General features: G+C 44.3%; 13 protein-coding genes. 2 read left to right on the top strand and 11 right to left on the bottom strand.

The window, feature by feature from the left end:
- Positions 1-227: 227 nt before the first annotated feature.
- The 7 genes from MHH46_RS16015 to MHH46_RS15985 form a co-directional block, all read right to left on the bottom strand.
- The gene (locus MHH46_RS16015) at positions 228-1,970 is read right to left on the bottom strand and encodes an extracellular solute-binding protein (protein ID WP_076190321.1); all 1,743 of its coding nucleotides are present in this window, start codon (positions 1,968-1,970) and stop codon (positions 228-230) included.
- Entirely contained in the window at positions 1,967-3,643 is a 1,677-nt protein-coding gene (locus tag MHH46_RS16010) for a response regulator (RefSeq protein ID WP_081387763.1), read from the bottom strand. Before MHH46_RS16010 ends, MHH46_RS16015 begins: the two co-directional genes overlap by 4 nt.
- Complete coding sequence (locus MHH46_RS16005) at positions 3,559-5,301, bottom strand: histidine kinase (RefSeq protein WP_076190323.1); 1,743 nt, start codon at positions 5,299-5,301, stop codon at positions 3,559-3,561. Before MHH46_RS16005 ends, MHH46_RS16010 begins: the two co-directional genes overlap by 85 nt.
- Positions 5,302-5,442: 141 nt before the next feature.
- Positions 5,443-6,654: an FAD-dependent monooxygenase gene (locus tag MHH46_RS16000; protein WP_076190324.1), complete on the bottom strand. Its 1,212-nt coding sequence runs from the start codon at positions 6,652-6,654 to the stop codon at positions 5,443-5,445.
- Positions 6,655-6,659: 5 nt separating this feature from the next.
- Entirely contained in the window at positions 6,660-7,847 is a 1,188-nt protein-coding gene (locus MHH46_RS15995; RefSeq protein WP_254848961.1) for an MFS transporter, read from the bottom strand.
- Between the two features lie 73 nt (positions 7,848-7,920).
- The gene (locus MHH46_RS15990; RefSeq protein ID WP_076190325.1) at positions 7,921-8,484 is read right to left on the bottom strand and encodes a TetR/AcrR family transcriptional regulator; all 564 of its coding nucleotides are present in this window, start codon (positions 8,482-8,484) and stop codon (positions 7,921-7,923) included.
- 594 nt (positions 8,485-9,078) lie between these two features.
- Positions 9,079-9,657, bottom strand: coding sequence for a TetR/AcrR family transcriptional regulator (locus MHH46_RS15985; protein ID WP_076190326.1), 579 nt, complete (start codon positions 9,655-9,657; stop codon positions 9,079-9,081).
- Between the two features lie 161 nt (positions 9,658-9,818).
- Here MHH46_RS15985 and MHH46_RS15980 point away from each other — a divergent pair, with 161 nt between their 5' ends.
- Together MHH46_RS15980 and MHH46_RS15975 are read left to right on the top strand one after the other, a co-directional pair.
- A complete protein-coding gene (locus MHH46_RS15980) occupies positions 9,819-10,715 on the top strand; it encodes a ketopantoate reductase family protein (RefSeq protein WP_076190327.1) in 897 nt (298 codons plus the stop codon).
- A 68-nt stretch (positions 10,716-10,783) separates the two neighbouring features.
- Positions 10,784-13,525, top strand: a complete 2,742-nt coding sequence (locus MHH46_RS15975; RefSeq protein WP_076190328.1) for a hypothetical protein — start codon at positions 10,784-10,786, stop codon at positions 13,523-13,525.
- Between the two features lie 117 nt (positions 13,526-13,642).
- On the opposite strand, the gene MHH46_RS15970 is transcribed toward MHH46_RS15975, so the two are convergent.
- The 4 genes from MHH46_RS15970 to MHH46_RS15955 all read right to left on the bottom strand — a co-directional run bounded on the left by MHH46_RS15970 (position 13,643) and on the right by MHH46_RS15955 (position 22,445).
- Positions 13,643-13,783 (bottom strand): hypothetical protein, encoded by a 141-nt coding sequence (locus MHH46_RS15970; RefSeq protein WP_179086266.1) that lies wholly within the window; start codon positions 13,781-13,783, stop codon positions 13,643-13,645.
- Between the two features lie 30 nt (positions 13,784-13,813).
- A complete protein-coding gene (locus tag MHH46_RS15965; protein WP_076190329.1) occupies positions 13,814-18,739 on the bottom strand; it encodes an S-layer homology domain-containing protein in 4,926 nt (1,641 codons plus the stop codon).
- A gap of 25 nt (positions 18,740-18,764) precedes the next feature.
- Complete coding sequence (locus MHH46_RS15960; RefSeq protein WP_076190330.1) at positions 18,765-19,862, bottom strand: hypothetical protein; 1,098 nt, start codon at positions 19,860-19,862, stop codon at positions 18,765-18,767.
- Between the two features lie 417 nt (positions 19,863-20,279).
- Positions 20,280-22,445 carry a GH92 family glycosyl hydrolase gene (locus MHH46_RS15955; protein WP_076190331.1) on the bottom strand — a complete coding sequence of 722 codons (2,166 nt, stop codon included), beginning with the start codon at positions 22,443-22,445 and terminating at the stop codon, positions 20,280-20,282.
- Positions 22,446-22,449 lie beyond the last annotated feature (4 nt).

Below are 22,449 nucleotides of genomic sequence, written 5' to 3'. Positions count from 1 at the left end.
TACCTCTCCTCCTAAAAAGTTTTGTGAGCATAAACTGCTTCGCTCCGCTTCATACAAAAATCAGTTCGAAAGTTTACACTTAGTTAGTGAGAGTTACTCTATGATTAACTTCGTATACCATCACCTCTTTTTTTGAAAACGCTTTCTAATAAAATCATTTTAATTCACGAAGTTAATCCTGTTATATAGAAGAAATAAAGGAACATAGAAGAAAACAAGCCACAATATTATGGCTTGTTTTCCATGTACCAATTATTTACTTCTCTCGTGATTACGTCGCCGCCATTCTTGTAAAATTGGGCTACGAACTCATCAAAGTAGGAGATCGGCTTCTCGCCATAAATGATGCTCAGATAACTCTCCGTTGCGAGTTTCTGCAGGAACACTCCGTGTTTCTCCATCCCGTCCGTTAAAGGTCCGTGGTATCGGTTTGGGATTTCGAGTCCCTGCTCGGCAATCGCCACCCCAGCCGCCGTAAGCTGAGCCGAATTCAAACCTTTAATGGCTTGTTCGATCGGCGTCGTCACTATGGCTTCCGAATTTTCAGATAATTTTCTGATTGCATCCGCATTCATATAAGGCAAGGCTGGAGCGCCACCTGTCAGCGGATAGAGCATCCAGCGCATATCCATTGAAGACCCGTCCGCAAGCGGCCACTTATCATTCGGCACGCCTTCAGTGGCGAAATTGACAGTAATGACCTTGTCGTTCATGATCACATAATCGTAACCTTCGTGAAACCCTTGTGCGAATCGGGGATCGAAGTACGGGTCATCCGGGCCGAAATTTTTGGCAAGCAACTTGTTATAATAAGCGAACCAGGCTTCCATATTCGTGAAATCCTTGCTGAACACCGTGTAGATACCGTACAACGGCTTTTGTGCCTTGCCCTTTAACCCATCTGGTCCGGCAGGAAGGGGGTAAGCCTGCCAAGCCGCTTCGGGATCGACCTTCACTGTATCGCCGAGCGGCCAGGCTCCCATCCAAAACGGGCCGAACATGACACCGGCCATTCCGTTAACCGCCAGTTCGGACGCTTGGCTCGGGTCCTGCATGCCTGCATCCCTGTCCATATAGCCCTTCGCCATCCAGGATGCCATCGTTTCCAGGTATTTCTTAGCATCCGGGTGTACGGCGCCAAAGATCAAGCTGCCCTTCTCGTCTTCATTCCAGAACAGTTTGATGTCAGACGTGCTAATCATCTGCCTTGAAAAAGCTCCGGAAATCGCATCTGTCTGCCCCATCCAGCTCCAGGGACCTTCCTTCAGCGGAACCGATAGACCAACTTCGTCATCTTCGCCATTCCCATTAGGATCTTGTTCAGAAAATGCCTTCAGCACGTTCTCCAACTCACTTATCGTCGTAGGCGGGTTCAGCGACAGTTTCTCAAGCCAATCCTTACGGATCCACATGACCGTTCCCTCATCTCCTGCACTAAAACGGGGAAGTCCATATATCTTGCCGTCTTTGGTCACTTCTGCCATGGTATAAGCGTACTTCTCCAGCGCTTCTTTTAGCTTAGGATGAGCATACTTCTCGATGGCATCATCCAGCGGAAGCAACTTGTCGGCTTTGAGCAGATACTTCAGGATGTCTCCTTCAGCGCTAAGGGTGTCCGGCAGCTTGCCATTCACAGCCAGCGCGAGCCGAATTTTGGTATCTGCATCTTCGAACTTGCTGACAATCCAATCAAACTTCGTGACGATTCCCAGATTATCTTCCATCCAGCGGGTATGCACGTTGTCTGTAAGGCTTTCATCTGGCTTGAATGCGTTAGGCCGATTCTCGTCTACGATTCCTGTTGTGATCGTTATAGGCGGATCGTATTTAAAGTCCCATACCGGCTTCTTTTCCCCATTGGATATACTGTTCTGTGCCGTTTTCCCTGTGCTACTTAAACAGCCGGAAACTAGCAGCACTCCGCTCAGAACTGCCCATAGAAAGATGGCCTTTCTTTTTTGCTTCTTCACCGGCCCAATCCCTCCATTCCCGATCGGTATCTGTCCCTGAATTCCTGGGGCGTCACCTGATAATAGTCACGGAATTTCCGAATAAACCAGTTAGTATTGGGATAGCCAATGCTTTCACCAATATGGTAGATTTTATTATTTGTATGCTTGAGCATCTCGCAGGCTTTGAGCATACGCTGCTCGTAAATATATTGGGATACGGTAGTGCCTGTGCACTGCTTAAAGATTTTTGACAGATGGTTAGGATGTACGAAGACGCGTTTGGCCAGCAAAGTAAGTGACAAGTCCTTGTCCAGCTCCTTCTGGATGTAGAGTTGCGTCTTCCGGACGATCACCTGGCTGTGGTCCTCGGTCTCCTCCCCTAGCTTATCGCGAAGTGTGCGTAGTAAGTCGAGCGCCCAGCTTTCCAGCTGCGACGCGTGCAGCATTGCTTTTCCTTTAACGAAAGCCGATTGCTCAGGAGTGAGCATTTGGGCCAGCGTCCTGCCACTGCGATTCGCGATATACTGGAAGGCATTGGAGAGAAAGAAAAAGACGTCGCGCATGAGGTAAGGTGAACCCGTATGCATAAGCGGTGACACGAACGCTCGGATCTTAGCTTCCGCCGCTTCCCATTGCTCCGTTTCCAAAAGATGTGTCAGCAGAGGCGTTTCATAGAGCTTGCGCATAAGACGCGCTTCCTCTTCATTCCGCTCTGGCACCTGTCCACCCGAAAAACTGTCACTATCCAATCGTGATTTAGCTGTCATATAACTAGCTTGCAGTTCTTCCGGGAATAGACAGTCGGTTTCCCCTACAGAAATTTCACCTTTAAGCAAACGCTGTACTTCTTGCTTTAATCGCTCTATCCGCTCAAGCACCCATTCCGGATCAGGTGGTGCTCCTGATAGGTCGTATACCAGAGCGAGCAGGTTTCCTTCATCATCCGCTGCCGACCAGCAGTCATAGCGGTCCATCAGCAATTCTTCCAGCATGTTTGTTACCGCGAACCTGATCAGTGACTGCGAATAGAGATCTTGTCCGTCGAAAGGGGAACCCAACCGGACAAGGCACATTGAGACGTGACCTGGTATCGGAAGAGGCAGGTCAAACAGCTTTAACTTCTCTGCAAGAACCTTGCCATTCAGATTTCCGCTGAGTACTTTGAGCAACAACCCTGCTTTCAGTTCTGCACTATTGTCTCGGTAGATACGGAAGCCCTGTTCGATTGATCGCTCCTGCTCAAGCTGTTTAATGATCCGGCCCATTGCCGTAAGTAACTGCTCGTCCTTCGCGGGCTTCATCAGGTAATCGAGCGCTTGCAGCTCAATCGCTTTTCGGGCGTAATCGAAGTCCGCATAACCTGTGAGCAGCAGGCACTTCAGCCCTGGAATACGAAGCCTGGCCTGTTCGATCAGTTCCAGGCCGTTCATGCGCGGCATACGGATATCCGTCATAAGGATATCAATGGGGAAGGAGTCTATCAGAGCAAGTGCCTCGCTCGCGCTGTATGCCTTCCAAACGCGGGAGATACCAAGTGTCGCCCATGGAATCGTATCTGCCAGACTGTCCGCATAATGTTTCTCGTCATCAACTACAAGCAGGCTATTCAATGCTCTTCCTCCTTCGTTTCTTCTTTCATCCCCTGTCTCCAAATCAGCCTCACGTTTAGACCACCCAGTCTGGACGGGCAAAACTCAATTTGAGCGTCTGAACCGAAGTTGCCTTGCAGTCTTTGATATACGTTCCAAAGACCGCAGCCTGCATATTCGCTGGCCGGAATATGAAGCTCCATTTGCAGTTGGTCCATCCGTTCTTTATTTAATCCTTTTCCGTTATCCTCCACTTCCAAGTGCAATTGGTCTTCATTGACGTAAACTCTAATTTCAACCCGGCCTGGATATTCGACGTTCTCAAGTCCATGCACGATCGCATTCTCCACGATTGGTTGGATAAGAAGCCGGGGAATTCGCAGCTCCGCCAACTCTTCAGGCAGTTCGATGCTGTAGGACAGCGTCTCATTGCGAAGCCGAAGAATCTCGAGGTGAATGCGCACGAACGCCAGTTCTTCACCCAGGCTGACTCCTTGATTATCCATTCGCGTCGTATACCGGTAATAGTCGGCCAAATGATACGCCATGTCTATAACAGCCCGATTCTTTCCCATCTTGGTCATATTAATGATGAAACCCAAACAATTGTACAGAAAATGAGGATGGATCTGGGCTTGTAGCTGTTTTAGCGTGGCATCACGCGCAAGGATACGCGATTGTAGGACATTCTCGATGAGATCTTGGATCTGCGTCGCCATCTCGTTAAAGTTCTGCATCAGGAACGTGAATTCATTGTTTGATTTCTTCGGTAGCCGGTACGCGTAATCGCCTTCCTTAATCCTCTGCACCGCACGCACAAGTTGGAAGATAGGTCGATGTACGTTCCAGTACAAAGCAGACGCGGCGGTAATACAGGATAGGAGCAAAATAATCGAAGAAGCTCCAAATAATAACCTCTGTTGCTTGATAGGTCCGATAATCTGGTTAAGTGGAACAGAATCGACGAGATGCCACTCAAGAATATTGGAATAATAATAGGTAATCAGATAAGGCCTGCCGTCGAAGGAATGAATTAAAAAACTTGAATTCCGGCTATTGATCCTGTCGCCTAATTCCGCGATAATTTGGTCCATCTTGGACCCATCTGCGGATCGGCTGGCGATGATGGCATGTCCTTCTTTGTAAAAAAACGGGTTGTCAGAGTGACCAGATTTGTAGGTATCAAGCAAATTTTCAAAGCTCCACTTGTAGAGGTTAATGCGAACGGCAACATCCAGATCGTCCGGACGGGCTGGTTTGTAACCCGTAGTGACATAAGTTCGAGTAAAACCGGAGCCAATCTCCAAATCTTCGCTGTAGCTCCACCCTAGCGAAAATCGGCTATCAAACTCTTTAAGGTCATATTCATAGGAGGGGGAAGAAGAAATACTATCGTCTCGTTGCGGGAAATAGACGGTCACGTCATTGCGCCAGTTGCCCGATGCGCTGGCCAGCGACAGCTTCTCTTGGATCAGCAGCCTTGTCTTCATTAGGGAATAATCGCTCATATTGAGGTTGTAAAGGTATTCCAGCACGTTCGTGTCAACGAGCATAGGTGCGGAGACTAAGTCGAACTTCTCAATGCTGGCATCCAGTTGTGCCACGAAGAGCTCCATCCGGTTCAGGCTGGCTTTGATAAGCTCCTCCTGTATGACGTTGATGCTCTTAGAGGTAGAATAATAGTACAGCGCCACGACCGGAGTTAGCAGAATCAGCAACAACACTAACATTTTCTGAAAAATATTAAATTTGATCCGCATGGGATTTCCATCCTTTTTTGTAATTACACCTCAACCTGTATTTTACAATGGATAGAAAGCGTTTTCTATACAAATTCTTTGCGTTTCAGCAAATTAAAATAACCTCATTCCCAATGAACTCTACTTAGGAATGAGGCTGCGTTAAAATTTGAAGGCATTATCAACCGTTATTTTAGGACTCCCCAAAAAGAATCTCCGCATTAAATATCTTGCGATCCTGCTATTTCCCATCAGTTTCATGCAGGCTAGCGAGAATTTTTTAACCCCTTTAGGGGATTTAACGGCCATGCTGATTATCAACTGTTGAGCAAAATGCACAAAACGAATTTCCCGATTACGAATGGGCTGCAAACGATCTAAACACTTGTATTCATGATTTGGCTCTAATTTTGATGCAACAATAAGTTCAGCAGCGACCAGCGCTGTTTCAAAAGCCAAGGACAATCCGATAGCTCCGAGTGGTGAGGAACAATGTGCAGAATCACCGATTAGAATACAACCCTTATTATGCCAATTGTCCACCATGAAAGTCTCTGATTGGATAGAAACAAACGATTTGAAATCAATGATCTTTTCAATGTCTTCTTTAAGCTCAGGAAAGGCCTTTATGAATTCAAGCTTTAATGGTTCGATGCCTTTGCTTTTTATGGAATTCCATTGGTCTTTCCTCATTGTAAAACCTATCTGCACACAATCAGAGGAATAAGGAAGCCCTATGAAGTTACTAAAATCAGACAATCTGAAAAGGAGTTTTTGATTTAGCTTGAACTCATTAGTCGATATTTTGCACCAGATTAAATCAAAATCTTCTTTTTTATACTTAAAAGAAAAATCGCTTGTCTTCCTAACCGTCGACATCCGTCCATCCGCTCCGACTACTAAAGAAGCATGGATCGCAGTCATTTGTCCATCTACTAAGGCGTTTACTCCGACTGTTCGATTTGCACTTTTAATAGTTGAAGTGACCTTTGCGTTAAAAATGAGCTCGAAATTACTAAAATCCTTTGCCAGATCATAAAGAAAAGTTAACAGGACGGATTGTTTTATTTTAATTGCGTAAGGTGCCTCCGGCATTTCTTTTTCATAATCAATTTGAGTGATATATTTCTTATTATTCCATATTTCAGCATTAAATAATTTTATATGCTCATACTTTTCAAGACGCTGCTCCAGATTCAACTCTTTCATGAGCCTTACAAATCGAGGCTGAAGAACTTCTCCTCTGAACTTGCGATTAAAGCTTGTTTGACTTTCCAGTACGGTAACTCTAATTCCGTTTTTGGCTAACAGCAGCCCTAGAAAGAGACCAGAAGGTCCACCACCAACAATGCAAATCTCCGTTTCTTTATTCATTCCTATCACTCTGTGGGTAAAGTAGCAGCCCGTTCATTTTTCACTACTGGAACCCTAGCCGATAATCTAAGAAAAAGAGAGATTAAAAAACCTAATAAAAGAATAGAACCTAATATAGTAAAGGATAACGAATAATTTTCTGTTTTTAGTAATTTCAAAGCTAATATCGGGCCTGTGCTAGCGCCTAGGAATAGAATAAATGCATTGAATGAAATCGCAGACCCTCTTGCATTTCCCCCTAATTGACTGACGATTGAGATGATAACGGGAGTTACCAGCGCGATACCAGCCACAAATACAACGCTCATTAGGACAAGAAGTGGCAGGTTCGTACTAAAACCTAGAGCAAGCAACCCAATTGCAGCTAAAGCTAAGCCTCCCCTTAGAACAGCGGCCATTCCAAGTTTTTGAGCAATTCTTCCGGAAAAGGGTGATAAAAGCATCCCCGCGATTCCAAATGCACGAATATAAAGGATATCCTGTGAGGAAAGACCAAACTTAGCTGAGCTTAAATAACTTCCCAAAACGGTGTACATGCCAACTAAAGTTAATAGAAGCATAAAGGTTATCGCAAAAGCCAAAAGCAATTGTGATTGTTTTAGCAGAATTGTCATTTGTTTAAACTTCCGCAGAACATTTTCTTTCGGTCTTAGCATTTCATCTTTAGGAAGGAACCTCATTACTATCACTGAAGTAATACCATACACAATTCCCAAAATAAAGAAAATAGCACGCCAGCCAAGAGCTTCGTTAACAATCCCACTAAAAACCTGGCCTACTATACCTGCCATTAACAGTCCTGAGCTTATAAATCCGACGGCTGTTAGTCTTTTATGAGGCGGGAACATCTCCCCTGCATACACTAGCGCAATAGGTGCAAAAGCAGCAGCCACTAGGCCTTGCACTCCTCTGAGCATAATAAGCCCGTAAAAACTATCCACAAATCCTAATGCAAGCGTAACTACGGTTAACCCAATAATGCTGGCTACTAAAAATACTTTACGTCCATATCTGTCTGAAAAAGGTCCATACAAAAGACAGCCCAGAGCATAACAAAGAGAAAATGAACTCCCAATCCAAGCCGCCTCACTCGAGCTAATCTGAAAGGCATGTGAAAATACTTCGGATAATGGAATTGTAATATACATGCTAGTTAAAATAACTAATCCACACCAAAATAAAATAATCGTCATTAATGAATAGTTCTTATTGTAATTCTGAACGTCTATCGTCTGATTCATAAAGTAAATATCCCCCGGTTTACTATTAATTTGCAATATTGATGCCTTCCAAGACATGGATCAACAAATCGTTTATGTAATCCGCATCCGGAATTTGTTTATAGATGAGAATTTGAAAGTATATGGGACCATAAAGCAGATCTAAAGTTATATCCAGGTTGATTGCTGGTTTCAATTCTCCCATATCTATGGCTGCTTGGAGTAATTGTTTGGCTTCATTTCTTTTTGTCATTAAAAACAATACGTAAAAATCTTTCGCGATTTCTTCGCTCTCTGTAACTATAGTTAAAGTGGATTTCCCGATTTTGCTATTGAGGATACGAGCTAAAGCTTCAAGCTGTTGTTTGAAGTTATCCTGAATGGATTTATTACTATCAAATTCAAACTCTGATTCTACGGTCATTAGAAAAGCGTCCAGTACAAGACGCGCTTTATTTTCCCACCATCTATAGATGGTTGTTTTGCCTACTCCAGCTTGTGCTGCAATCGCCTCAATCGTTAAAGATGAATAACTGTTGGATTCTAACATTTCAAGTGTTGCAGTAAGAATCTCTTTTTTACTTCGAGGTTCTTTGTTTTTCACGTTCATATTCATTTCACCTCCTAGATGTTATTTAAGTTATTAAAAGGATGTAATTATAGTACGATACGTATCGTTTCATTTGTTACACTATCTTATATCATTTTCATAAAATTTAAAATAGTTAATTTGAAAATTATTATTTTCTGGATTTAGGCATGCGGTAGATGACGAAACATAACTTGCGCATACAAAAATTAACGCTTCGGAATGGTCCGAAGCGTTAGTTTTCGTGGATATTTGCAATTAAGGATTCGATGACTGATTAAATATGTGCGATATGTACAATATGATCCTTTTTATTTAAATTTTCACATATAAATCATGGATATCAAAGCTAAGTTAATCATTGTTTTTTCTTTGTTCTTTTTCTCTTGATTTTATCAACTATAAACATAATAAAAATAATAACAAAAATAATTACGATAATTATACCTACTGGTGATTCGAAAAAAATGAGCATGAAATATAGTAATACCGTCTCCCAAAATGACCAGTCAAAATCAACCATAGGTTCCACCTTTCTAATAATCTTGGCGAAGTGATTAAATTTTAATGTTCGTGGGATTTGTCCCGAGAGTAATACTTGTAAGCGCTCCTATTCTATCTTATCAAGAGTCCCAGGCCACTCATTACATAAGGACGAACAATGTCCACAAGTAAATCGGTCTGATCAGCCTCCCCCTCAATTAACCAAGAAAATGCAGCGCCATAGATCGCTGAACCTGTCATTGCTGAAATGATCTTTGTATGTTGGCGGTCTGCAATATCGTATTTATCCCCTCTCAGAAATATGTTTTCAATGATTTGCTGCAGCATATTTTTCACTTTCTCATCCACCACCTTAGCAATGGATTTGGAATCCATTCTGCATTTCTGATAAAAATCAACGATGTACTGATGAGTCAACAAGATCAGCTGGTTACATATTTCATCTGAAAACTCCCGTGCATTTATTACTTGTTCAGGAATCATTTGATGAAAAGACTGTTCTGTAAATTCATTGAGTAAAGCATATTTATCTTCATAATGAGCATAAAAAGTAGCCCGGTTTATCGTAGCTTTCTGTGAGATATCTTTTATTGTCATTGAATCAAATCCTTTAGTCTGTAAAAGATTTCTGAAAGCTTCTCTTATTAACAGGCGAGTCCGTATTACTCTCGGATCTTCTTGATGTACCATCTGAATATCCCCTTTCTAAAACATCAATTATCGGAATTTGTTGTCTATGCAACTCTTTTCTTACACTGACGGTTGTAAGCATAAACTTGCCATACTATTATCTTATCAAACAGATGTTGCTTAAACAATCAGTGACTAGTTAGTCGGAAGGAATGATAATAGTGAACATAAAACAAAATAGACTTCTAATTTTTGGGGCTGGTGTGATTGGCAGTTTATACGCTCTTAGATTTGCACAATCGGGGTTTGACGTCACTTTACTGGCTCGGGGAAAAAGGCTGGATGAACTTAAGCGGAAGGGTTTGAGATACAACGACAACGGAAGGATAAAGCAACTATCCATTAAGACGGTCGAAAAGCTTGCAGATGATGACATCTATGATTTTATCTTTGTTCCTGTACGATATGATCAGGCAGAATCTGCCCTGTCTGCGATCAAAAATAATCAGAGCAAAACAATAATTACACTGACCAACACTATTGGTTATAATTCCTGGCTAGAGATCGTAGGTGATCGGTTACTTCCAGGTTTCCCTGGTGCAGGTGGAGACATTAAAGAGGATATTTTATACGCTCAATTTGGTTCCAAAACTTATTTTGGTGAAATAAATGGACAAACGACCGAAAGAGTTAAGGAGCTTGCTTTGATATTCGAAACAGCTGAAATGCATTATGAAATACAAAAAGATATTCAAGCATTTCATGTTTCACATGCTGCACTCGCAGCAGTCAACAAGCATTTTTATACGAATGAAGGAATGGTAGATATTGAGACAGCAATAAGTGAAAGCATTCTTAGCAAAGTAGCTACAGATATCAAACAAAATCTTCACTTGGTAGAGCAAGCTGGAATCCCTGTAATCCCGGCCGAAACGAAGTCAATGGGAGAATTGATGGAAGAAGAGATTATATCCCGGTATCGGCAGATGCTGAGTGATGAATTTATCATTGATGTTAAGTTTGGAAACCAAGCTATCAGCAGAAAAGCAGAAATAATGTTATTGGATGAAAAGTTTCATGAGAAGTTTTCGTTTTTGTCCAAGCAAATTTTTCCATAAAAGTTATCAAATGAGTTCATAGCCCATATTACTTAATACTAAAACAACGTAAATATGGAGGTGTTAGATTGCCACTGAATCAAGATCAGCAGATCTTTCAACAAAGTACAACAACTCAAAACTGGGGAAATATTCAGGGACAGACCTTAGTTGCGGGCCAGGGTAGCTTGAGAAGAGGAATGAACTATAAGTTAGGCGCACAGGCTATGGCACAAATCAATAATTTATTAAATAAATGGGCTGAATTAAAAATATTGGGGAGTGCCGAAGTTTCACTTCTTCTCCAAGTACAGATACAAACGCCCCTGGATCTATTCGACGAAGCCGGGCTAGCCGGTCGACTTCAAGCCGTTCTTAAAGCGGCGGTAGCGGCTGGATTAAGCATGAATATGACCGTTAAAGAGTTATTGAAAATCCTGAAGAATAAACCGTCAGGAAATGGTTTATCCGGTGAATTGATTGAGCTATTGTTAGAAGAATCAGAGCTCGAAGGTTATTTGTATGCCCAATTTGCGGTTGGTTTTATGGCGTATGCCAATTTTGTTATGCTTGGTAATTTACATAAGACAGCTACTCTAGGGGAATCTGGATTCCAATTTGTCTATGAGGCGGGAATGGGATTTATTGCGGGGGGTGGCTATAGAGGTGGCATCAATTTTAAATTCCCCGATCCTGCAAAACTGGTCAATCGTTATGGGAACGGCTTAATTGAGGGCATTGTTAATAAAGCTATTGACACACAGCAGGAACAAGCATTAATGCTCGGTACTATGCTGAGGATAGGAGTGAAATCAGCCTATGAGGTCAGTAGACAATTAAATGAAGGTACCGGGAGCAATACCGAAAAACTAGCGCAAACCGTTCTTACATTTATTGGGGGGCAATTCCAATCGTTGTTCTTCTTGACTATGAATGTGTTCTTTAAGGAAGAGATCCTTCGTTTACTTGGCCTTGCTTCTTTACCAGCTGAACAAACCACAGAAGTCATTCAAACCCTGAAAGGTTTTAATTCTTTTCAGTTAGTGCCGGATAACCATGAAATCTTTGTTCGTTTAGATTCATTATCAGCATTAATCCAAAACGAGCAGCTTAAGAAGGAGTTTGTCCGAAGTATTTCTGCTTTGTGGGTATCAGCTTTGTTGCTCCCCCTTGCAGTGCAAGCTGCAGATAAAGCAACCATGCCTACTTTTACGGCACAATTGTCTTACCAACCTCCTCCCGCTGTCAAAAGTGCAATTAATACAGATTTGAACCGTCCGTCTGACACAAATTTGAACCAGGGGGATCTTCTTTCATTTCTACTTGATAAACCTTTGACGATTGCCATTCAACATGTAGATAGCGTTCGGGAGATAGCAGCAATTCTGAAACCTGCCGTTTCAGGAACTGCCCAAGAAGCAATGAAGTTCTTATTTAGTCCCTCATTTCCTTTGACTACAGGGGAAAACTCTTTTAGATCAACACTTGGAGCCATAAACCAAGCTTTCGATCATTATGTGGATACGGAAATAAGTGCTAGAAAAACTGCAATCTCGAACACTTTGGCTGGCGAGGAAGAGATTAAGATACTGTTTGAGCAAGCCCTGATTCCCTGCATACAACTGACTTCTGATGTTCTGATTCCAGAGATCGTTAATGGATTTCAAAATTTTGACATAAAAACTATGCAAGAAGCATTATCCAGCGTATTACTCACAATGCTTGGAAGAAGCGTTATTCATGTCATGGACGGAATTCAGACTTCAGTTAATGAACAAATCGAGGGTCTTCTTCGCGAAGCTGCAGGTCAGGCTGCAAATGTTCTTGGACCACTTGGAGCTCAAGATATTTTAAAGAAACCGTTGGAGGCAGCTGTTAAAATTATTGCGGAAATGGTAGCGCCTTTGACACCTGAAGCACAAGAACAGCTTTTTGAAAATGCTCTAAACATATTTACTCCAATAAAAGGTAACGCCGTGGACTTCGCCAACCATTTGCAAAGCGATCCGATGTGGATGCCTCAAATGGCTGAAATAGAAGCAATAGCCAAAATATTGATAAATCATTTAACTGATCATATGATTCAATTCGCTCTAAAACTGATTCCAGCGTTGTTTCAAGCCTTGATCGATGAACTACTCGCCATAATCGAACACTGGCTAAATGAAATAGCCAAGATATTAAATACTATTACCGATTTCATAACTAAGCTGATGCAAGAAAAACTAATGAAAGAACTGATTGAACCGGTAATGGAAATCGCTGAAAAAGCCGCTGACGTATTAACGTTTAACATTTTTTCTCTAATCGGTGCCGGTAAAGTAAAAGATGAATTTTTCAAAGGGTTAAGAGGAGCAGTCGAAGCTATAATTCAAGAAGCAATCATCCCTCCTGTTGTTATGACAGTGAAAGAAATCAAGTTCAATCCTCGTAAGCTCGTGGATCTTTGCCGAGACGTTTCTGACTTTACTTTTACAAAATTTTCTGAGATTTTTAACGATTATATTTTTGGGGAGATCCAGAATCAACTTGAAAAAGGTTTAAATATGAAAAATTTCAAATTGGATATTAAAGTGCCGGTTTCTTTTTCGATTGACTTACCATGGCCTTTAGGGTCACAATCCTTTTCTCATACGTTTAGACTTACAGATGTCCTCATTCCGTCATCAATCGTTTTGGACATTGTAATGAATTTAATACGTAACAATCTAAAATTAGGAGGAACATCTGAGTATCTTTTCCAAATGGTTGTAGCAACTATCGATAATTTAAAAAAAGTAGATCAATATAAATTGGATATGGCAGATGCTTTGAAAAAGTATAGTAATTAAAGGAATATTCAAGATTCCAGTTCCCTTATAATGCAGTTTATAACTCAAAAAAGGCAACCAGTCATCCCTGTTTTTTCGGCGACTGGTTGCCTGAATTTGTGATTTTTTGTCCCTGTTCTATTCCTTAACGACTACGGTCATTTCTTTGCTACGTGTGATCCCGCTGCTGTTCGCCAGCTCAGCCAGATTCATCGTGATTTTGAAACTGCCGTCACCATCCCAATTATCATTTCCGAAAGCAAAAAGAGCTGGAGCCAAGTGAACTTGGCTCCAGCTCTTTTGTGGTGCTTACAATTCCATTACTCTGTAAATTAAAGCAGCGGCTTCCGCACGTGTGGTCAGGCTCAGTGGTCTGAAGGTACCGTCGGTATAACCGTTGACAATTCCTGTCTCCCGCAGGTACTCAACCGCATCCATCGCGTAAGAACCGATTTGATTCTCATCGGCAAAAGTTGCTGCCTTGCCGGAGATATCCGACTGGAGAGCAGTTAAGCTCAGAGCGCGAAACAGAATAACAGCCATTTCTTGGCGGGAAATAGGTTCTTTTGCGGCAAATACGCCTTCGCTACGTCCGTTAACAAGCTTTAGCGCCTGAGCTGTTGAGACAGCTTGGTAATACCAAGCATTTGAACTCACATCTTTGAAAGTACTGCTACTCTCGGCTTGAAGTTCTAGCGCTGATACTAACAGTTGAACAAATTCCGCTCTTGTAATTTGCCGGGCAGGCTCGAATTTGCCCCCGCCTGTGCCATGAATAAGATCACGGGAAGCCAAAGTTTCCAAGATGACTGTGGAGCCTGAATCAACATCGGAGAAGTGGATATTTGCATTAGCTGCAGCATAGAGTCCAAAATCCCTTGTTGTAAACGTTGTTTTGCCTGTTCCTGATACGTATTTGGAGTTTTTGACCACTTCGGCCACTCCCTCACCGGTAACAGAGTAGACGATGGCTTGATGTGGGACTTCATCAGGGTTTAATTCATATCCAAATGATACCTTCATTGCCGCAGAAGGGCTTAATGTTTCTTTGGACTTACCGTCTACCGTCATTGAGATCCGGAACAAAGCATGCGTTTTCCATTTCTCTTGTAAGGCAACTGGAAGGGTTGACGCATCAACAAAATGGATAGATAGCTCCAACTGCCGGGCACCCTCTGGAATATTCTCACCTAAAGTGTTAATTGGAAGTGTTATTGTGGCAGCACCTGCTTTTACAGTTAGGGAAGTAACATTATCTTTTAGTTCGGGAATGGGCACTTGAAAAGCCACACCACTGGCAGTCGCATCCTCTTCAGCAAGCTCAAGTACTAAAGCTCCATCTTGCACTCCCTTCATCGCTTTTTGGAGTTCTCCTGTGGGAAGCTGTGCAATTTTCATTCCTTCAGCACCGGGTGATCCCTGAATGCGAATACGGCCCGCTGAAATTATATTCACTGGATTAACTATTTTTCCTCCACTACTCTCATTTGTGTTGCCACTATTATTGCTGCCGGACGAATTGCCGGGCGTATCTGTTCCCCCACCTTCTTCACTCCGCACTACATTCAAAGTGTATGTCTTAGTTGTTATGCCGTTCGCAGCGGTAACTTTAACATCGATTCTGTTATCTCCTACCTTAAGCTCACTTCCGCCTGTTACCGTCAATTTGGCTTCTGCATCAGAAGGTGTCCCAGTTACAGCCACCGCTGTCTTGGAAAAGGGCACATTTATTGTATAGGTCAGTTTCTTACGGTCAAACCCAGGGATGTCTGTACCGTCCATACTCAAAACGCTCAAATCGGCATTATCACTCAGTGGGGTCTCTTCTTCACCTTCTACGTTCATAAACTGGAAGGTGCGGAAAAGTGAGGCGTCCTTCGCAGCGCCAATGCCTGATCCCCATTCAATATATCCTTTTCGACCCGCGCCATCATTATCGTTAACCAGCATGGAGAAGCTTAAGATATCGCTCGCCGCTGGACGGATCGGGCTTATTTCGCTCCAAGGTAGTGCCAGTGCATATGATGTAACCTTGGTCGCCTCATCTCTGGTCACACTTAAAGTTCCCTTAGTCAACACTCCGGTAGCTGCACCTTTCATAGACAGCCAACGATATATTTGCGGCCCCTCTGGGGTTTGCGAGATTCCGTATTCATACCAGGATTGACTATCGCCCGGTACACCGGGAGCAAGACTGAACTGAATACTGTCATTTTGCCAAATATTAATCCCGGCGGCATTATGGCTGAATACATCATCGCGGATATCGGCGGTCAAATAAATGTGTTCTTCATCCCAGCGTAGTTGCGCTGTTCCACTAAGATCATCCGCACCCTTATATCCGTTGAGCAAAGGGGTTCCGTCCGCAAGATCAATCAGAGCTGGACTTCGTGTATCGGACTGATGCTGTATCCGGTTAATATCTATGTTTTGCTTGAGGTGAACTGTCTCATAACCTTCAAGGTCAACTGTCAACTCAAGAGGATATTTAACCCCTTCAGAGAATCCCGGCAGTGGAATTGAATAAGTAAATCCACTATTTGGGGCAATTTCAGACAATTGCGATTCACTACCGCTGATCTGACCAGTCTCTTCCCCTAGGGTCCAGGAAATCTTTTTAATTCTCAGAGGATCCACACTGGAACTGTTCGTAAATTGAAGTTGTAGCGACATGCCGCCGTTATTACCATCTGTAATATGAGGAGCAATTTTTAAACCTTGAAAATATAGTCGCAGATCATCTACAGGGGCTTCTGGAAGCGTAGCAGGATCAAGTCCGGGTCCATTATAAGCTCCAATATTCGGTGGAGTTGCTGCTGAAACGGGATTGCCCCAGTAGTCCCGCCCACCGTTGTCTGCAATGACAGCACCGGCCCCAAGTGCAGGAGACCCCTCTCTCAGCTTGTAACCGTCCACTGTATTCCAGCCCATTCCGGCGGTGCCCTGAGCAACTAAGAGTGGATTTGCTGTGATAGGATTGGTATTTTCCGGCTCGCTTACTGGATGGTTGCCATATAATAGATTATGGTCGAAGCTACCGTTCACCCCTGGCAGATTATAACCTCCTTGACCAAGGTTGTAGACCAGATTGTTCCTAAAAGAATATGGAGCGTTAATATTTCCTGCGTCATCCCATTCATGATCGATAATTTTGGTGTTTTGCCCAGCTCCGATATAGATAGTATTGTTATAGATTTGTGTATCTGGCGTAACCCCGCCTGCAAAATTAAACGTATGCGTTAGATCATTCTGGCTGATGTTGTATCTGACTACATTGTTAGAGGAGCCTGTCAGCACGCCTGGAGTCAAACGGGCATCGACAAAAAGCATGAATCCGCCTTTGTTGCCATGGCTGTAATTATATTGAACCACACTGTCCATCGTATCGATATCCAGATTGAAGCCTTGACCATCTCCCTCTGGTTTGTTCGTGTTAAAAGACTCATTGAACTGGACGATATTATTCTTGCCGCGAGTCGGCCAAATTGCGGCAGATCCGTTAAACTCGCCTTCTTCGGAATAATTTCCGCCTTCCTCCGCTATGTTATGCTCAATCACCGCTCCATCCGCACCGAAGGTGAGAATACCGTCGCTGTCGGCTTGTTTGACATAATTTCCACGGATCGTAACATTGACCGTAGCATAGTCTGCTCCGTTAAAACGCTGATCCCATACCACAATACCGGTCCGGCCTATCCGTTCCACTGTATTGCCCTCGATCCATACCCCATCGAACTTGTCCGTGCCCGTCGTTCCGCCCACATATACGGAGATACCTCCAAACGCATGTGGGCCACCTTCGGCTCCGGAAACCGTTGGATAACGGAAACTGCTTGATACATCATGGACATAGTTATCCTGAATGCGGATATTACTTAATGTTCCTCCATTAGCATTCTCCACCATAATACCTTCCCGGTAAACACTTCCCCTCTCGGAAGCATAATTAGTGACCTCAAGATCCCGAATCACCCAGTTCGAAGCGTTACGTAGGTATACAGCTGCTCCGGCCATGCCTCCACCGTTGATAATCGGTTTGCTTCCACTCCCATAGGCAGATATTGTAATCGGTTCTTCATCTGTGCCGCTGCCCTTAGGATATAATTGTTCGTTCCAGATTCCACCCTTCTTTAACAAAATACGATCCCCAGCTTCAAAGGTAGTCTGATTCACTACAGAGAAGGTCTTCCAGGCAGTCTCCGGTGTTTTTCCATCGTTGTTGTCGCTGCCTGCAAATGAATCCACATAATATTCTCCGTCTCCACCGCTGCTCCCTCCATCTCCAGGCAAGCGGTTGGATAAAGTGACCGATCCTAGTTGCATCAGCCAGGGTGCGGAATCACCGCTAAGCTCGATTTTTAAATAATGAATGCCGGAAGGTATCCCTTGTGCCGGAGTATAATTCGTCCCAGTCCAAGCCGCATCACCAGTGGCCTGTGGAGGTTCATGAACAACAGAAAGTTCTGTCCAAGTGGATGCATCCGCCGAACCATAGAACTTGATAGTCCCACTAGACCCGGCAAAGGAATGCATGCGGGCTGTGAAATGTTGCAGATTATGCAAATGGTACACGAGTGATTCTGCTGAGTCTGCTGTTCTCACCGCACGAGAATGATCTCCACCAAAAAAAGCGGGATTACTTGTATCTAAAGACCAATTTGTACTGTGTGCATAAAGCTGTGCAATGTCGTCAAGCTCATCAACAATCGTTTGTGGTGCAAGCGACAGATTGGAGAGTGTAAGGTGCCCAAGCTGCATCAGCCAGGTATCGAGGTCACCACTGACTTCAATTTTGAGATAATTGACACCATCCGGCAGCGCCCCCGAGGGTGTATATATTGTTCCGTACCAGCCAGAACCGGTTGCGGTGGGACTGTCGTTGATGGCTGGAAGCTCCGTCCAGATATCTGCATCTGGCGATCCGTAGAACTTGATAACAGCCGTGGAACCAGAGAAATAATACGCTTGAAGCGTAAACGACTGAACTCCAGTCAAAGGGTAAATGGCATAGCCAGTCTCCGTGGAGGTTCTGACCAGCCGGGCTGCATCTCCTTCGAAAAACTGAGGATTACTACTGTCAATTAGCCAGTTCTCGGACCTGTGTTCCGCTGCCGGTAGGGTTGAGAAATCATCGGCATTCGTCTCTTCAGCATGGGCAGAAACGCCCATTACGGGAAGCAGCGCTGTGAAGATCAGCACCATTATAAGCAGTGATTTTGCGAGTTTTTTGAACATTATTGTATTATTCCCCCTTGAACATTTATTGGATGGTTTGGTTTGCGAGATCTTCAGCCATCGGGTAATTCCATTCCACGACAGCTTCGGACAGCTTTTCGTCCACAATGGATCTATACTTCTGCTGCGCCAAATTCAGTGCGATGGCATCCTTCACATGATCGAACGGCTGAATAGCTGCATCATCTGCCGACAGGCAGTAAAGTAGGTGAATAGCCCCATTTTCAGTAAACAAACCGCTAAACTCTCCCGGCGCCAGTTGCTCTGCGGTAAGCAATACCTTTGGATTTTCCAAAGCTGCTGTTCGCCGTGAAGCACTTGTTATTTTCACCTCGCCAACGTTTACGCCAAACTCTTTTGCCTGGTCTTGGAAGCCTGTGCCTGAAGAATCTGTTGCTGCTGTCGCTGTTGCTATTGCATGGAGCTTTTCCATTCTTTCTAAGGCTTTTTGCTGATCTTTGTACTCTGTTTCTGGGCCAAAGGGAAGCGTTGCCCATTCCAGACGAATCGTTCCCGGCAGAGAATATTTCGCAATTAGATTTGCTGCATATTCCAATTTCACCTGTTCGTCTGAAATCACGATACTTCCGTTACTGCGCATTGCCTCAATCGTGGCATCCTCAAGGTTGCTCATGTAATAACTGAAATAGGCCTGCGCCTCCAGATGAAGAGGACCATACACCACCTCCTTATTCGCTGCTGCCTGACTCCGCCGATTATTCTCGCGCTCCATCTCCTTGAGAAAACCTTCAAAACTGATATCCGTTACGACTCCTGCTTCTTGAGCAAGCTGTAGCTCCATCCGCTTCGTCAAAAGCTGAGTTTGAGCTGTATTGATCCATTTCTGCATTGGATTTTCGCCGGAATAGTAGGCAGACCAGAAGTCTTTTGAATAGTCGGCGTTGTAAGTTTGTTTAAAATAATCAACAATCAGTGCCCGATTCATTTGAAGATGCCAGTTGAACTCCGCTGCTGTGGCCTCCTGCCCGTTAAGGGTCAGAAGCATTTCTTCTGCTTGTGGAGCTTGCAACTTCTTCGCACCAATCAGCAGCAGGCTTCCTGCTAACAGAGCGGTCAGAATAACGATTAGCTGATTTCTTTTGGAATGAAGTTTTAGAGTCATAAGTTATTTCCTCCTCTCTCATCCTCGATGTTAAGCGCTTTCATTCTCTTCGATATTAGACATGTTTACGTTGAAATAACAGGCGGGAAAGCTGCGAAATGGTTTGCCATTTCACGATTTGACCGTAAAGCCCAGTTTTCGCCCTATAAAAAAATGCTGTCGGAGAATAGAGAAGTTACGTATTCGAACGTGGAATGTTGTACAATGTGCAGGAATTCAGCGCGTTTGTCGGGAGTGAGCAGCAGCTTGTTGTATATCAAGCATGATTTCCATGCAATTACGGGATCGGAGTGATTTATAGAAAAGTCGATTTGCATTCATCACTGATTCAGTGTGTTCCTCAATTTTTTTTGATTGTAAAATCATCTAATAAAAACAAAGGCAGTCCGGAATTTTCCAGACTGCCTTGCATTGTTCTTAAGACTGATCTGTGCCCGAAAACATACAGAAATTCAAGACTCCACCTTTGACAATCTCATCATGTGACAGAGAGTGGTGCTGCCATAGCGATCCGTTCCAGTGGACGGATTTACTGTACACATTGGCGGGGCTGTTGTTCTCTGCTTCAATGATCCATTGCTGCCCATTTTCAAGCTGAATAGTTACCTTATCAAAAAGCGGGCTGCCGAGCACATATTCAGGAATTCCAGGACTTAAAGGGTACAGGCCGATGGCGCTCCAAATAAACCAAGCACCCATGCTGCCGTTATCTTCGTCGCCGGGTAAACCATCCATCTGGCTGCTGAACAGTTCGGCCATGGTTTTGCGGACCCAATATTGCGTTTTGGACAGCACACCCAGTCTGGCAAATATATAAGGAATGTGGAAGCTCGGCTGATTGCTGATGGCAAACTGCCCCAGATCGGCGGAGGCCATTTCCGACATTTCGTGTATTTCCAAACCATAGGATCCCACTTTAAATACCGGTTCCTCGGTCATCAACTGATCCAGACGCTGGACAAAAGCCTCTTCACCACCCATCAGCCCGGCTAGTCCCGGGAAGTCGTGGGGCACTGCCCAGCTCCCCTGCCAAGCCCCGCCTTCACAAAACGGATTACCCCACTCCAGAGGATCAAATACTTCCTGCCAAGTACCGTCCTCATTGCGACCTCTCATAAACCCAACTGTCAGATCAAACAGCAGCTTATAATTCTGTGCCCGAGCCATAAAACGCTCATAATCATCCATTTTGCCAAGTGTTTTGGCCATCTGCGCAATACAGAAATCTCCGTATACATAATCCAACGTGTTGCTTACACTTTCATGGAAACGGTCATGCGGCAGATAACCATGCTGCAAGTACAATTCAAGGCCCCTTCTGCCCAGCTTCTCGTCCACTGATGGACGATCTGCATGCTTCAGAAGACCTTCATACAGTACCTCTGTATCAAATCCGCCGATGCCCTTAACCACGGCATCCGCAGCTGCGGCATCAATCAGTGTGCCGGGCATGGCACTGCGCTCCCCTGGTGACAGCCACTTTGGCAGCCAGCCGCTCTCCTTGTATGCCAATGTCCACGCCTGCATAATCTCACCCAATAAAGATGGGAATAGGATACTGTATAAAGGAAGGCTGGTTCGGTATACATCCCACAGCCCGATATCCGAATACATCGGACCCTGGCAGATGCTGCCGTTAAAGGGGCTGTAATGGATCTGCTCGTTCTGCTCATTATATTCATGCCACGTTCTTGGGAACAGGCAGATTCGGTACATGCAGCTGTAAAAGGTGCGGAGGTTCTCTTCATCTGCGCTTTCAGCAACAATGCGCCCCAACCGTTCTTCCCAGCTTGCCTTTGCTCTATTCAAGATCTCTCCGAAGCTGTCTTCCCCAATCTCTCGGTTCAGATTAAGCAGCGCCTGCTCTCCGCTAATAAAGGAAGTCCCGCACTTCACTCCCACTATGCCAGATTCCGGTGCAGCTATTCCTACGTAAGCGCCCAGTCGTTCGCCAGTCCCTTCATGGGTCTCCAGTGGCTGATAATCTCCGTTAAAGATTCCCGACTCCTCCATGTGAAAATCCCTATCGAACTGGAACACGAAATACATCGCGAAATTATCGGGCACCCCGGCGGTATGGCCTCTTGTGTAGCCGGTGATTCTACGTTTATCCGGCTGGAAGGTGAGATGTGACTCACCTTTCAGAGGTGCTATAATAAGCCTGTTCTGCTGCCTCTCAGCGAAAGTTATTCTTATCGCTGCACAACGTTCGGTTGGAGTCAGCTCCAGCCGGGTGCGGTAACGTTGAAGAAACACATCGAAATAGTGAGGGGACACTTGCATCTCTTCCGTTTTGAAGGAAGAAGAACGTGAACCGGGACTGAGCAGAAGTGGACCTGTCTGTGGCAACAGGGTCAGATGCCCATAATCTCCGATCCACGGGCTGGGCTGATGGGTCAGCCGGATACCCTCTAGGTGGCGATGGCGCGGGTGGAAGAACCAGGTTCCACCTGCTTCATAGGTTTGCGGGCACCAAGCCGCCATACCAAATGGCAGCGCTGTAAGTGGCAGCGTATTGCCATGTGAATACCGGAAATCTGACTCCGTCCCCTGCAATGGATTAACATAATCTAACGAACGCATATAG

Source organism: Paenibacillus sp. FSL H8-0175 (assembly GCF_045040615.1).
Lineage (GTDB): Bacteria > Bacillota > Bacilli > Paenibacillales > Paenibacillaceae > Paenibacillus_AQ > Paenibacillus_AQ odorifer.
The sequence above is the reverse complement of the archived record's forward strand: the minus strand, read 5'-3'. Positions and strand labels throughout refer to the sequence as shown.

What these genes read in the sequence shown, in the direction of transcription:
- MHH46_RS15960 (WP_076190330.1), bottom strand. Translation starts at nt 19,862, where the DNA reads ATGACTCTAAAACTTCATTCCAAAAGAAATCAGCTAATCGTTATTCTG.
- MHH46_RS15995 (WP_254848961.1), bottom strand. Translation starts at nt 7,847, where the DNA reads ATGACGATTATTTTATTTTGGTGTGGATTAGTTATTTTAACTAGCATG.
- MHH46_RS15955 (WP_076190331.1), bottom strand. Translation starts at nt 22,445, where the DNA reads ATGCGTTCGTTAGATTATGTTAATCCATTGCAGGGGACGGAGTCAGAT.
- MHH46_RS16005 (WP_076190323.1), bottom strand. Translation starts at nt 5,301, where the DNA reads ATGCGGATCAAATTTAATATTTTTCAGAAAATGTTAGTGTTGTTGCTG.
- MHH46_RS15985 (WP_076190326.1), bottom strand. Translation starts at nt 9,657, where the DNA reads ATGGTACATCAAGAAGATCCGAGAGTAATACGGACTCGCCTGTTAATA.
- MHH46_RS16000 (WP_076190324.1), bottom strand. Translation starts at nt 6,654, where the DNA reads ATGAATAAAGAAACGGAGATTTGCATTGTTGGTGGTGGACCTTCTGGT.
- MHH46_RS15965 (WP_076190329.1), bottom strand. Translation starts at nt 18,739, where the DNA reads ATGTTCAAAAAACTCGCAAAATCACTGCTTATAATGGTGCTGATCTTC.
- MHH46_RS15990 (WP_076190325.1), bottom strand. Translation starts at nt 8,484, where the DNA reads ATGAACGTGAAAAACAAAGAACCTCGAAGTAAAAAAGAGATTCTTACT.